Source organism: Mycetocola sp., assembly GCF_025464835.1.
GTDB lineage: Bacteria > Actinomycetota > Actinomycetes > Actinomycetales > Microbacteriaceae > Mycetocola_A.
This window is the reverse complement of the sequence record NZ_JAODMP010000007.1, coordinates 19,462-32,442: the sequence shown is the minus strand read 5'-3', so window position 1 is coordinate 32,442 and position 12,981 is coordinate 19,462. Positions and strand designations below refer to the sequence as shown.

Genomic DNA, 12,981 nt, shown 5'->3' with positions numbered 1-12,981 from the left:
GAGTACGTCCAGAGTGGGTGTATTCGCCGCGGAGGCCCACCGCGTGGCTCAGGCGTCGATGCGGTCCCGGTTCAACCGGTCGGAGCTTTCGACGATGAACTCCTTGCGCGGCGCCACATCGTTGCCCATGAGAAGTTCGAAGACCTGCGCAGCCTGTTCCGCGTCGTGCATCTGCACCCGTCGGAGGGTGCGGTGCCTGCGGTCCATCGTCGTCGTCGCGAGCTGGTCGGCATCCATTTCACCGAGTCCCTTGTAACGCTGGATCGGCTCTTTGTATCGCTTGTTCGTCTTCTTGAGCTTCGCGAGCAGCGCGTGCAGCTCCTGCTCGGAGTACGTGTAGATCGTCTCGTTGGCCTTGGACCCGTTGTTCATCACAACCACGCGGTGCAGCGGTGGCACCGCAGCGAAGACCCGGCCTTCGGTGATCATCGGCCGCATGTAGCGGAAGAACAGCGTCAAGAGCAGGGTTCGGATGTGGGCGCCGTCGACGTCGGCGTCGCTCATGATGATGACCTTGCCGTAGCGCGCCGTCGAGATGTCGAAGCTGCGGCCGGAGCCCGCTCCGATCACCTGGATGATCGCGGCGCACTCCGCGTTCGACAGCATGTCGGAGACGGATGCCTTCTGGACGTTGAGGATCTTCCCGCGGATCGGGAGCAACGCCTGGAATTCGCTGTCGCGAGCGTTCTTCGCCGTGCCGAGCGCCGAGTCACCCTCAACGATCATGAGCTCACTGTTGGCCACATCGTTGCTGCGGCAGTCGACGAGTTTCGCGGGCAACGAAGAGCTCTCGAGCGCGTTCTTGCGTCGCTGGGTCTCCTTGTGGGCGCGCGCGGAGATGCGCGACTTCATCTCGGACACGACTTTGTCGAGCACGAGTGCCGTCTGGGACTTGTCGTCTCGCTTCGCCGACGCGAACCGTTCCTTCAGCGCGGAGGTCACCACGCTCGCGACGATGCTGCGCGCAGCGGGCGTGCCGAGGACCTCCTTGGTCTGTCCTTCGAACTGCGGCTCAGGAAGACGCACGGTGAGTACCGCGGTGAGCCCGGCGAGTACGTCGTCCTTCTCAAGCTTGTCCGATCCCGCCTTCAACCGGCGGGCGTTCTGCTCCACCTGCTGCCTGAGGAACTTGAGCAGAGCCTGCTCGAACCCGAGCTGGTGTGTTCCTCCTTTGGGTGTGGCGATGATGTTGACGAAGCTTTTCGAGACAGTGTCGTAGCCGGTGCCCCAGCGGAGGGCGATGTCGACCTCGCAGGTCCTTTCGAGTTCCGTGGCGAGCATTGCCCCGCTCTCGCTGAGCACGGGAACGGTTTCAGTGAACGTGCCACTGCCGGTGAGCCGCCAGATGTCGGTGACCGGCGTGTCTGTGGCGAGATGCTCTACGAATTCGGAGATGCCGCCCTCGTACTGGAAAAGGTGGGTGTCGGCATCGGCTGTCTCACCCGAGCGTTTGTCCTCGATCGTGAGACCGAGACCGGGGATGAGGAACGCCGTCTGACGGGCGCGGGCGACGAGGTCGTCCATCTGGAAGGTGGCGCCCTTGGTGAAGATCTGGCGATCCGCCCAATAACGGACGCGGGAGCCGGTCACCCCCTTCTTCACCTTGCCGACGACCCGCAGTTCACTGCCGAACTCGAACGGCGTGAACGGAGCGTCCGGGCTCGGCTCTCCGATGTCTGTGAAAACGCCGGGTTCGCCACGGTGGAAGGACATAGCCCAGGTTTTGCCGTCGCGATCGACCTCCACGTCGAGTCTCTCGCTGAGCGCGTTGACGACGGAAGCCCCCACTCCGTGAAGTCCACCGGATGCCGCGTACGAACCGGAGCCGAACTTTCCGCCGGCGTGAAGTTTGGTGAACACGACTTCGACCCCGCTCAGGCCGGTCTTCGGTTCGATGTCGACGGGAATGCCTCGGGCACGGTCGCGCACTTCGACGCTGCCGTCCTCGTGGAGAACGACGTTGATGTGATCGCCGTGGCCGCCGAGAGCCTCATCGACGGAGTTGTCGATGATCTCCCACAGGCAGTGCATGAGTCCACGTGAGTCTGTCGAGCCGATGTACATTCCGGGGCGTTTGCGGACCGCCTCGAGGCCTTCGAGGACGGAAAGATGGCGGGCGGAATAATCGGAACTCACAATGTTCAAGCCTACCGATCTGGCCCTGTGAGCCCGGAAGTGACACGATTTGGTGCCCTGACCGTACGCGCAGAGCGAAATAGGCGACACGATGGGAAGATATCCGGCCATGCGTGGTTTCATTGGGTGACAGCACATGCTCGAACACCAAGGTCAGGAGGAGCTCATGTCAACAGGAGAACACGGTACCGGACGAGTCGGAAACGGTAGCGTCGACACCCTTGAGCCACAGCTGACCGCGGCAGACCGTTGCGACAGTTGCGGCGCACAGGCGTACATCCGGGTAGTTGTGAAGAGCGGCGAATTGCTGTTCTGCGCCCACCACGGAAAGAAATATCAGGAGAAGCTGTCGGCAATCGCACACAGCTGGCACGACGAATCCAGCCGACTCCTCAACGACCCGCGCTGATTTCGCCGGGCTGAGCCCCAGGACGAGAGAACCGCCGCCCGATTTTCGGGCGGCGGTTTTTCGTGTCCTCTGGTGTGCTGAGAGGGCCCCGTCGTTGCCCCGACGCTTCCGGGGCGCCCTTGTGTTCGCCCGAATGCCTTTGAAGTTTCACGACCGGACTTTGAGGCGGTACGCCCATGCGCCGGCCTATGCAAAAATACGGGCGGCGGACAGACTGGTCCCGTGGATTCTGGGCTCACTCCGTGGGTGTTGCACGTCGACCTCGACCAGTTCATCGCGGCTGTCGAAGTGCTGCGGCACCCTGAGCTGGCCGGCAAACCGGTGATCGTGGGCGGGCGGGGCGATCTCGCCGAGCGCGCCGTCGTCTCCACCGCTTCATACGAGGCGCGCTCATTCGGTGTGGGTTCTGGGATGCCGCTGCGGATCGCTGCCCGCAAGGTACCGGATGCCGTAATCCTCCCGGTGGACGCGGAGGCGTACACGGCGGCATCGCACGAGGTCATGGCGACCCTCCGGGAACAGCCGGGAGCAACCGTGCAGGTGCTGGGCTGGGACGAGGCATTCCTCGGGATCGACAGCGCAGACCCCGAGACGTACGCGCGAAACCTGCAGCGAGCGGTATTGGAACGCACCCGGCTGCACTGCAGCGTGGGCATCGGCGACACACTCGTTCGGGCGAAGGTCGCCACAGGATTCGGCAAACCGCGCGGCGTCTTCCGGCTGACAGCCGCCAATTGGCTGGACGTGATGGGGAACCGGCCGACCATCGACCTGTGGGGCGTCGGGTCGAAGGTGTCCCGCCGCCTCTCGGGGCACGCTATCACGACCGTCGCCGAGCTTGCCGCGGCAGATACCGAGACCCTGGTCGCGGAGTTCGGCCCGAGAATGGGCCCGTGGTACCGCTCGCTCGCGCGGGGCGAGGGAGCGCGCGTCGTCGACGACACACCATGGCTGGCTCGCGGACACAGCCGGGAGACGACCTATCAGCAGGACCTCAGGACACCGGCCGAGGTGGAGGCAGCAGTGCGCGAGCTGGTCGAGCGCGTGCTGCAGGATGTCGAAGCCGAGGCACGCCCAGTGGTTGGTGTGACCCTTAAAGTGCGTTACGCGCCGTTCGTCACCAGGAGCTACACGAAGAAGATCCCCGAGACCGCGGACCGTCAGGCCGTGCTCTGGCGCGCATTGGACCTGGTCGGCAGGATCGAGGCCGGCCGCCCGGTCCGGCTCCTCGGCTTTCGAGCGGAGATGTCTCTGCCGGATGGCGCGCGCGACCGGCACACGCCGACGCGCAGCGGCTGGTAAAACGACGAAACCGCCGCCCGATCGGACGGCGGTTTCGTGATGCTGAGGCCGGATCAGGCCGATGGCACCTTTGCGAGGAGGATGGACCGGGCCAAGTCGACGACCCCGTCGAGATCCGCGTGCTGGGGTCCCGGTCGGTAGTCGATGCCGGCGCGCTGTGCGGCCGCCTCGATCAGGGAGTCAGCAACCACCGGGTTCAGCACGAGGAACGGCCCATGGCAATGGGTGCCGATGCTGTTGTGCACCCTGGCGCCTTCCGTGCCGTCACCGTTGCCGAAACCGTTGCGGACCCGACCGAGGGCCCTCTGGTCCGGGCGGCCGGTGTACAGCGCGGTGTGATTCTCTGTGCCGATGAGCAGCCCGAATTCGCTGTCGACCGCGAAAGCCTCGGTGATGACTCGTTTCGAGCTGCTGTCGACGGAACCGGCGAACACGCCGGCGCCTGGGAAGACCTCGGTTGCGCTCAGCCTGAGCGACGTGGAGAGCAGGTGGAAACCGGCTCCGGCCGCAACGATTACAACCCCGGCCTCCGACCAGGAGCGGAGTGTCGGCGCGATGCGTGCCACGTCCGCGGCGATCGATCGCACGGCACTGGACGTGCCGGTGCCGATAAGGACGATGTCCGCCGACTCCGGAAGCTCTTCACCGGGCGAGTAGCTGAGCTCCTCCACGTCGATACCGGCAAGCCGCATGCGGCGCACGAGCGCAGTGCGGTTGCCGACGTCGCCGTTGAGCGAGAGGTCGTGAGGATACAGCTCCAGAACACGAATACTCATGCGGCACCCGCTTCCAGGTCTTTGTAGCCCAGGTAACGGCGGGTGGCCATCATCTGGTCGTAGTCGAGGAAGAACGTGTGACGCCCGCTCTCCGGCTTCGGACCGTCCAGCATCCGTTGTACTGCCTTGGTGATGTCCGGCTCGATGACGCCGAAGTTCTTGCCCTCGTACGCCAGGCGAAGGGCCACGAACGCTCCCTTGGGGCCGGAGATGACGTCGACGTGGTTGAGCCGGCTGAGGTCGGCAGCGTACAACCAGGACGGGTCCTTGCTGGACTCGTCGTAGGCGAACAGCACCGAATCCGGGGTCTGCTGCAGGTAGTCGAGGTTGAGCTGCAGGCTGGCGAGGTTCTTCAGCATGAGAATCTCGACCTCCACGCCGTTCACCTGGAGGATCTCACCACGGCCGTAGACGGTCTTGGTCGTCTGCACCGCGGAGATCGCCTTCGCGATGTCGAAGCGCTCCCCCAGGTTGCGAGCGGCGAGGGTGAACGCGGCAGCGATGTCGACGGCGTAATGGATGCCGCGTGACGGCATGCGCACATCGTGGACGGTTCCTGCGAAGGAGATCTTCGCGTCGTAGCCGACGGCGTGGACGACCTCGGCGACGGCGTGACGGACGGCTGTCGCTGCGGGAGCGCCAGAGAAGTCCCGAGCTGAAACCTGCCCGTGGGGCGCTGACGCCTGGACCTCCGCGGTCACCCCGAAGTACTCGACAGCCAGACGGCCTTCTGCCTCGAGTTCGCTTCCGAGAGTGCTGAGGAAGTTGTCGTCCCGGTTGAGGACGATCGAGGAGCCGATCTCAGCGGCGATCCCGCGGAACATCTGAGCCACCTTGTCCGGCTCGCCGAACCGATAGATCTGGTCGACGAGAAGGTTGAGGATCACAGCTGTCTGCGGCTTCAGCTGCCGGGCGATCACCGCACCGTAACCCTCATCGATCTCGAGGATGGCGATGTCAGCGTCCATGCGGCCGGTCAGCGACGTCTCGGCGAGCATCGCTGACGCGATGCCCTGGGGCATGTTCGCGCCAGACGGGTTGGTGAACACTTTCAGCCCGTGCTCGCGCATGACCGCCGAGAGAAGGTTCGTGGTTGTGGACTTGCCGTTCGAGCCGAGGACGAAAACCACGCCGTACGGCAACTGAGAGGCAACATCCCTCATCACGTTCGGAGCGAGCTTCTGTACCACCACTCCGGGCAGCGCACTCCCCCCACCGCGCAGACGCGTTGCGAAGCGCGTCAGGCGGCCGGCGAGGATCGGAAGGACATAGTGCAGGCCGGTCGGTTTACTCAAGGTAGTCCCGCAGCGACTGCGACCGGGACGGGTGGCGCAGCTTGGCCATCGTCTTCGATTCGATCTGGCGGATGCGTTCGCGGGTCACGCCGAACGTGTCGCCGATCTGGTCGAGGGTCTTGGGCATGCCGTCACCGAGGCCGAAGCGCATCCGGATGACGCCGGCTTCACGCTCGCTGAGCGAGTCGAGCAGGCTCTCCAGCTGCTTCTGCAGCATGGTGAACCCGACAGCGTCTGCAGGAACGACAGCCTCGGTGTCTTCGATCAGGTCACCGAATTCGCTGTCTCCGTCTTCACCGAGGGGGGTGTGCAGCGAGATCGGCTCACGGCCGTACTTCTGCACTTCGATGACCTTCTCAGGGGTCATATCGAGTTCCCGGCTGAGTTCCTCAGGCGTGGGCTCACGGCCGAGATCCTGCAGCATCTGCCGCTGAACCCTGGCGAGCTTGTTGATGACTTCGACCATGTGCACGGGGATACGGATCGTGCGCGCCTGGTCGGCCATGGCGCGGGTGATCGCCTGGCGGATCCACCAGGTCGCGTAGGTGGAAAACTTGAAGCCCTTGGTGTAGTCGAACTTCTCGACCGCACGGATGAGGCCCAGGTTTCCCTCCTGGATCAGGTCGAGGAACTGCATGCCGCGGCCGGTGTAGCGCTTCGCGAGCGAAACGACGAGCCGGAGGTTCGCACCGAGCAGGTGGCTCTTGGCACGGGCTCCGTCCTTGGCCACCCACTGGAGTTCACGACCGAGCTGCGTGCGCTTCTCGGTGTCGTCCATCTGCGACAGCTTGTCCTCGGCGAACAGTCCGGCTTCGATCCTCATCGCGAGCTCGACCTCTTCGGCCGCGTTCAGGAGCGCGACCTTACCGATCTGCTTGAGATAGTCCTTCACGGGGTCTGCTGTGGCACCGGTAATGGCTGACGAGTAGACGGGTACTTCGTCCTCGTCGTCGACGAGTGAGAGGACGAGCGCACCCTGCGGGAGCGCTTCAGCCTCTTCCGCTTTCTTCTTCCGGGCTTCTTCGGCTTCTTCCCGTTCGGCGTCCGTCTGATCGACGTGCACCTCTTCAGGTTCCTCTGCCTTCTTCTTGGCAGGCCCACGCTTGGCGGGGCCGGCCTTTGCCGTCGCCACCTTCGGGGCCACGCCGGCTGCCTCGGCAGCTAGAGCAGCCTCAGCTTTCTTCAGGGCAGCTGCCGTGGGGGCCTTTGTGGTCGTGGCCTTCGCAGGCGCCTTCTTCGCGGGCGCCTGGGTCTTGGCTGCGGTCGTCGCGGGAGCTGTCTCCGCGACCGTCTTGTCTGTTGCGGCCTTCGTTGCCGTCGTCTTTTCTTCCGTTGCCGAAGTTTGTGCGGCCTTGCTGGCCATAGGAGCACCTTTCAGTCCCGGGAGCGTGTTTCTCACGGACACCCGCTCATGGGCCCAGATTGTTTTCGGACATTACTAAGACCCATGTCAAGCCCTGGCGCTGAGCACGCGTCAGAAGACACGACCAGCACGGACTTGAACGGGTCCTTAGTCCACATTATGTCACGCTTTGCTGTGAGAACGAGCCACCCCGTGATCGCCGTCACCCGCGGCGGCGACGAATCGCCTCAAGAGCAGCGACCCACAGGGGCCCGACCTGTATTCCCTCTTCTTCGACGATACGTCTCCGGGTGCGCCGGCGCGCGAGGATCAGCATCACCACACCGAAGCCGATGACGAGGTACTGGACGAGGAACCCGAGCCGGAAGGACTCCAGCCGGTACAACTCCCCCGGTGACGCGCCTGTGGCGGACTGCGAGTCGAGGATCAGCCCGATGAGGAACATCATGACGAAGCTGGCCAGGAAGCCGCCGACGTTCACCACGCCATTCGCTGACCCGAGGACGCGCGCCGGATTGAAGGTGCGGGCGAAATCGAAACCGATGAGAGACCCAGGGCCTCCTGCCCCGAGCACCACCAGCAGGACGATGAGCAGCCAGAACGGCGGGGTCCCCGGCCAGAGCAGCAACGCCGTCCAGGCGCACCCGATCGCGATGACGATCCCGAGGACGAGATTGCTCCGCCGGTACGGGTATCGCGCTGAGAGCAGGCCGAGCAGCGGGCCGATGAGAACCCCGGATGCCACGATCACGAGCAGCATGGACGCCGCCATCGGTTCGGACAGGCCGAGGCCGTAGACCATGAACGGGTATCCCCACAGCAGCGAGAACACGGTGCCCGATGACTGCGTCACATAGTGCGACCAGAACCCCAACTGTGTGCCCGGCCGGCTGAAGCTGGTCTTCAAGGATTGCAGCGCTTCCCGGAAGCTCTCCGCCCGCCCGGACTCCGTCGACTCTGCGGGCCGGTCGCGGATGACCGCGAGACCGAGGACCAGGGTGAGGGCGACGAAAGATGCCGCGGCGAGAAACGCGGGGGTCCATCCGAGCGCGTGCAGGAGCCAGGCGAAGGGAATCGCCGAGAGGATCTGACCGGCCTGCCCGAGGTTTCCCATCCACTGCGAGAGCTGCGGAACGATGGGGCCCGAGAACCAGGAGCTGACGAGGCGCATCACGGAGACGAAGATCGCCGCGTCACCGGCCCCGACGAGGATGCGGCCCATCACCGCCACGGAGATCGACGGCGAGAAGGCAAGAACGACCTGCCCGGCGACAAGGAGGGACAGTCCGGCGGTGATCAGGACCCGCGGGCCGAGCCGGTCGATGAGTACCCCGACGGGAACCTGCATCGCCGCGTAGACGACGAGCTGCAGGACGGCCAGCGCCGACAAAGCAGACGCGCCGGCGTCGAACCGTTCCACCGCAGACACGCCCGCAACGCCGAGAGTCGAACGCTGCATCACCGCAGCGATGTAGGCGAGGACCCCGACCCAGAAGACGAGCCAGGATTTCGCGGAGTTCATTCTCCCAGCCTAGGGCAGCGAGAAAAGCTGGCCGATTGATCGGAGCGCGTGGATACCTGCATCGCCCGCATCCCTCGAAGCTTCGCTCCCCGCTCGGACGCCCTCGACTCGGTCGAGGGAACGCAGCGCTGAGGTCCCGCCTACTCGGCAGAGTCGGCCGGTGGGCGCTTCTCATCCGGGCCCTTGCGACCCGCGAGGAACTTCTCGAGTTCGGCAGCGATTTCGTCCGCTGATGGGAGCGTGCCGTCTGAATCCATGAGCGGCGACCGCAACGAGCTGCCCTCCATGTAGGTGTCGTACCGCTCCTCGAGCGTGCCGACGAGCCTCTTCAGCTCCTCATTTCCCCCGACCTGCTCGTCGATGCGGGAGACGAACTCCCGCCCTTCCTCCCGCAGCTCATCGGTGGGAAGGATGAGCCCGGTCGCCGCGCTGATGCTGTCGATAGCCGCTATGGCCGCAGTCGGGAATTCGGTGTCTGCTAGGTAGTGCGGGATGAGGAGGGCGAAGCCGGCGACTCCAGAGCCCCGCTCGGTCAGACGGTACTCGAGAAGGTGGAGCACGTTGGAAGGCACCTGGGTGTGCGGTCGCCACGCGCTCATCGACTCGATCAGCTCTGTCCGCGTCCCGCTCACGGTGACCCCGATGGGCCTGGTGTGCGGCACCGGCATCGGGATCGCGTGAACCCAGGTCGTGCGCGCAACCCGGAACCGGTCGATCAGACCGAGGACATCCCTCACGAAGCGCTCCCAGAGGAAGTCCGGCTCGTAACCGGTCAGCAACAGGAAGGGGTGGTGGAGGTCGTCATACGCAAGGGACACCTGGAGCCTCGGCGGCGTGTACTCGGTGAGGTGGTCCTGGTCGAAGTAGATGATCGGCCGACGTGCGCGGTAATCCAGCAGCAGATCGTTATCGAAAATCGCTACCGGTTCGCTCTCGAAAGCGCCGCGCGAATAGTCGTTGAACTGCCCGGCTGCGCCACCGGCATCCGAGAAACCGGTGAGCGCGACGACGAGATCGAGCCCGTCCGGCACGTCGGATGCCGCAGCCGTCAGCTCGAAAAGTTCGCCGGGATAACTCATGCTTCTACTCTAATCGGCGACCCGGGGACCCCGAGCTGCCACGCGACGCGCAGAGCGAACACGGCCGGGAGCCCCTCCGGCCAAACGTCTACCATGAGAGGCATGTCTGTTCCCGCGCTTTCCGTGTCTTCGTCCGCTGCCATCGACTCCAACGCTGACGTTCTCGTGCTCGGGGCGCTGAGGTCCGGTTCATCGGCTGTTCTCCACGCGGGCGACGGATTCTCAGCCATCGGCGAGGTCTTCGACGCGATCGGCGTCACCGGCGCCGCCGACCAGCTGGTGCGGATCCCGGCCTCCGTCGGATCGGCGGGAAGCATCGCGATCATCGGACTCGGATCGGATGCCGGCACCGACAGCCTACGGAACGCGGCCGGGTCGGCCGTGCGGCAGCTCGCGGGCTCAGGCACCGTCGCTTTCGCCTTCCCCACCGCATCCGCCGATGACGTGGAAGCGATTCTCGAGGGCGCGGCCCTCGGTGGTTACACCTTCACCGCCTACCGCAACACCTCCCTGAATTCCGCGAAGCCCGGAGTGGCCGCAGTCACCGTGCACCTGGGCGAAAACGCTGGCGAGGAGAACGCGTTCGACGCCGTCGTCGAACGCGCAGGGATCGTCGCCGACGCTGTGGCGCAGGTCAAGGACCTCGTCAACACTCCCCCGGGAGACCTGTACCCGGCGGCCCTCGCCGAGGCGGCGGCGGACGCCGTTGCCGGGCTCCCGATCGACGTGACCACGTGGGACGAGGACGCTCTCGCCGCCGACGGTTTCGGCGGCATCCTCGGCGTCGGGCAGGGCTCCAGCCGCGGCCCCCGGCTCGTGAAGCTCGCCTACTCGCCGGAGGGCGCCGCGAAGCACCTCGCCCTCGTCGGGAAGGGCATCACCTTCGACACCGGTGGGTTGTCGCTGAAGCCTGCCGCATCGATGGTGGGGATGAAGTACGACATGACCGGGGCCGCATCCGTTCTCGGCGTGATCGTCGCCGCGGCGCGGCTGACGCTGCCGGTCCGGCTCACCGCCTGGTTGTGCATCGCCGAGAACATGCCGTCAGGGACAGCGATCCGCCCGAATGACGTGCTCCGGATCAAGGGGGGTCGCACGGTCGAAGTCACCAACACCGACGCCGAAGGCCGGCTTGTCATGGCCGACGGCCTCGTCGCCGCGAGCGAGGAGCACCCGGACGCGATCATCGACATCGCCACGCTCACCGGTGCTGCCGTTGTCGCTCTCGGTAAACGGTTCACCGGCGTGATGGGAGACGAAGACTTCACGGCCGATGTTCTCGCGTCAGCACGATCCGTCGGCGAACCGATGTGGCCCATGCCGTTCCCGGTTGAGACCCGCGCGCTGCTTCGCTCGGATGTCGCGGACCTTGCCAACGCGAAAGTCGGCAACACCGCAGGGGGCATGCTCGTCGCCGGCGTTTTCCTGAAGGAGTTCATCGGCCCACGGAGCGACGCCGACGACGCCCCCGCCATTCCGTGGGCTCACCTCGACATCGCCGGCCCCGCCAACAACCCGGACGCTCCCTTCGGTTTCACCGCAGGCGGCCCGAGCGGCGTCGGCGTCCGCACCCTGGTCAAGGTGGCCGAAGAGTTTGGTCGCCCGTAGTAAGGTCGTATGGGCTAGTCAGCCCCCAATCGTCGCCAGCTCGACCCCGTGTCGGCGACTCAAGCACGAACCCAGATGCACAAGGGAGAAGCTCAGTGTCGGAGCAGAATTTTGACATCGTCGTTCTCGGTGGAGGAAGTGGCGGATACGCAGCAGCATTGCGCGCATCCGAACTCGGTCTCACCGTCGGACTCGTAGAGAAGGACAAACTGGGCGGGACGTGTCTCCACCGGGGTTGTATTCCCACGAAGGCGCTTCTGCACTCGGCCGAAGTGGCTGACGCCGCCCGGGACTCCTCGAAATATGGCGTGAAGGCAACATTCGACGGCATCGACGTCGCCGGTGTGACCAGCTACCGCGAAGGTATCGTCGCCAAGAAGCACAAGGGCCTTCAGGGACTGATCAAGGCCCGCGGCATCACCGTGATCGAGGGCGAAGGCCGACTGACCTCCCCAACGACCGTGCAGGTCGGCGAGACGACGGTCACCGGTAAGAACGTCATCCTGGCGACTGGTTCATACAGCCGTTCGCTCCCCGGCCTGGACATCGGCGGCCGTGTCATCACGAGTGAGCAGGCACTCGAGCTCGACTTCGTCCCCCAGAAGGTTGCCGTCCTCGGCGGCGGCGTGATCGGCGTCGAATTCGCCAGCGTCTGGAAGTCGTTCGGCTCCGACGTCACCATCATCGAGGCGCTTCCCCACCTCGTCCCGAACGAGGACGAGGCGATGAGCAAGGGCCTCGAACGTGCCTTCCGCAAGCGCGGGATCAACTACTCGCTCGGCGTCCGCTTCCAGGGCGTCACGCAGAACGAGAACGGCGTCGTCATCACGCTGGAGGACGGTAAGACGATCGAGGCCGAACTGCTTCTCGTCGCCGTCGGTCGTGGCCCGTCCACGGCGAACCTCGGCTATGAAGAAGTCGGCGTCACCATGGACCGCGGCTTCGTGATCACCAACGACCGGCTCGAGACGAACATCCCCGGGCTCTACGCCGTCGGCGACATCGTCCCAGGGCTGCAGCTTGCCCACCGCGGATTCCAGCAGGGAATCTTCGTCGCCGAAGAGATCGCCGGACTCAAGCCGGTGCTGATCCCCGACGTCAACATCCCGAAGGTGACCTACTGCGACCCCGAGGTCGCATCCGTGGGTCTCACGGAGGCGAAGGCTGCCGAGGAGTACGGGGCAGACAAGATCACCTCATACGAGTTCAACCTCGCCGGAAACGGCAAGAGCGAGATCATCGGCACCACCGGTAACGTCAAGGTCATCCGCGTCAACGACGGCCCTGTCATCGGCGTGCACATGATCGGTGCCCGGGTCGGCGAACTCATCACCGAGGGCCAGCTCGCCGTGAACTGGGAAGCGTACCCGGAGGACCTGGCTCCTCTGATCCACGCCCACCCGACGCAGAGCGAAGCGCTCGGCGAGGCGTTCCTCCACCTGGCGGGCAAGCCGCTCCACGCACTGTAGGTCGCGCCCACCCGGGTGCGAT

General features: G+C 65.2%; 10 protein-coding genes. 4 read left to right on the top strand and 6 right to left on the bottom strand.

Annotation, left to right across the window (positions count from 1 at the left end; genetic code table 11):
- Positions 1 to 48: 48 nt before the first annotated feature.
- Complete coding sequence (locus JWP90_RS00870) at positions 49 to 2,139, bottom strand: DNA topoisomerase IV subunit B (RefSeq protein ID WP_297358660.1); 2,091 nt, start codon at positions 2,137 to 2,139, stop codon at positions 49 to 51.
- Positions 2,140 to 2,302: 163 nt separating this feature from the next.
- Here JWP90_RS00870 and JWP90_RS00865 point away from each other — a divergent pair, with 163 nt between their 5' ends.
- Entirely contained in the window at positions 2,303 to 2,545 is a 243-nt protein-coding gene (locus JWP90_RS00865) for a hypothetical protein (RefSeq protein WP_297358611.1), read from the top strand.
- A gap of 246 nt (positions 2,546 to 2,791) precedes the next feature.
- Positions 2,792 to 3,847: a DNA polymerase IV gene (locus JWP90_RS00860; protein ID WP_297358657.1), complete on the top strand. Its 1,056-nt coding sequence runs from the start codon at positions 2,792 to 2,794 to the stop codon at positions 3,845 to 3,847.
- A 53-nt stretch (positions 3,848 to 3,900) separates the two neighbouring features.
- Here JWP90_RS00860 and JWP90_RS00855 read toward each other — a convergent pair whose 3' ends face one another.
- The 5 genes from JWP90_RS00855 to JWP90_RS00835 form a co-directional block, all read right to left on the bottom strand.
- Positions 3,901 to 4,623, bottom strand: coding sequence for a cobyric acid synthase (locus JWP90_RS00855; RefSeq protein WP_297358609.1), 723 nt, complete (start codon positions 4,621 to 4,623; stop codon positions 3,901 to 3,903).
- Positions 4,620 to 5,918 (bottom strand): Mur ligase family protein, encoded by a 1,299-nt coding sequence (locus tag JWP90_RS00850; RefSeq protein WP_297358607.1) that lies wholly within the window; start codon positions 5,916 to 5,918, stop codon positions 4,620 to 4,622. The genes JWP90_RS00855 and JWP90_RS00850 overlap by 4 nt, the downstream gene beginning before the upstream one ends.
- Positions 5,911 to 7,281: an RNA polymerase sigma factor gene (locus JWP90_RS00845; RefSeq protein WP_297358604.1), complete on the bottom strand. Its 1,371-nt coding sequence runs from the start codon at positions 7,279 to 7,281 to the stop codon at positions 5,911 to 5,913. The genes JWP90_RS00850 and JWP90_RS00845 overlap by 8 nt, the downstream gene beginning before the upstream one ends.
- Positions 7,282 to 7,483: 202 nt before the next feature.
- A complete protein-coding gene (locus JWP90_RS00840; protein ID WP_297358601.1) occupies positions 7,484 to 8,803 on the bottom strand; it encodes a nitrate/nitrite transporter in 1,320 nt (439 codons plus the stop codon).
- Between the two features lie 140 nt (positions 8,804 to 8,943).
- Positions 8,944 to 9,882, bottom strand: a complete 939-nt coding sequence (locus tag JWP90_RS00835; protein WP_297358599.1) for a proteasome assembly chaperone family protein — start codon at positions 9,880 to 9,882, stop codon at positions 8,944 to 8,946.
- Between the two features lie 102 nt (positions 9,883 to 9,984).
- On the opposite strand from JWP90_RS00835, the gene JWP90_RS00830 reads away from it, so the two are divergent.
- Positions 9,985 to 11,490, top strand: coding sequence for a leucyl aminopeptidase (locus tag JWP90_RS00830; protein ID WP_297358598.1), 1,506 nt, complete (start codon positions 9,985 to 9,987; stop codon positions 11,488 to 11,490).
- Between the two features lie 95 nt (positions 11,491 to 11,585).
- Positions 11,586 to 12,959 carry a dihydrolipoyl dehydrogenase gene (lpdA, locus tag JWP90_RS00825; protein ID WP_297358596.1) on the top strand — a complete coding sequence of 458 codons (1,374 nt, stop codon included), beginning with the start codon at positions 11,586 to 11,588 and terminating at the stop codon, positions 12,957 to 12,959.
- Positions 12,960 to 12,981 lie beyond the last annotated feature (22 nt).

Bases quoted from the DNA above. Each gene is read 5' to 3' on its own strand.
- JWP90_RS00845 (WP_297358604.1), bottom strand. From the start codon at position 7,281: ATGGCCAGCAAGGCCGCACAAACTTCGGCAACGGAAGAAAAGACGACG.
- JWP90_RS00830 (WP_297358598.1), top strand. From the start codon at position 9,985: ATGTCTGTTCCCGCGCTTTCCGTGTCTTCGTCCGCTGCCATCGACTCC.
- JWP90_RS00835 (WP_297358599.1), bottom strand. From the start codon at position 9,882: ATGAGTTATCCCGGCGAACTTTTCGAGCTGACGGCTGCGGCATCCGAC.
- JWP90_RS00865 (WP_297358611.1), top strand. From the start codon at position 2,303: ATGTCAACAGGAGAACACGGTACCGGACGAGTCGGAAACGGTAGCGTC.
- JWP90_RS00855 (WP_297358609.1), bottom strand. From the start codon at position 4,623: ATGAGTATTCGTGTTCTGGAGCTGTATCCTCACGACCTCTCGCTCAAC.
- JWP90_RS00840 (WP_297358601.1), bottom strand. From the start codon at position 8,803: ATGAACTCCGCGAAATCCTGGCTCGTCTTCTGGGTCGGGGTCCTCGCC.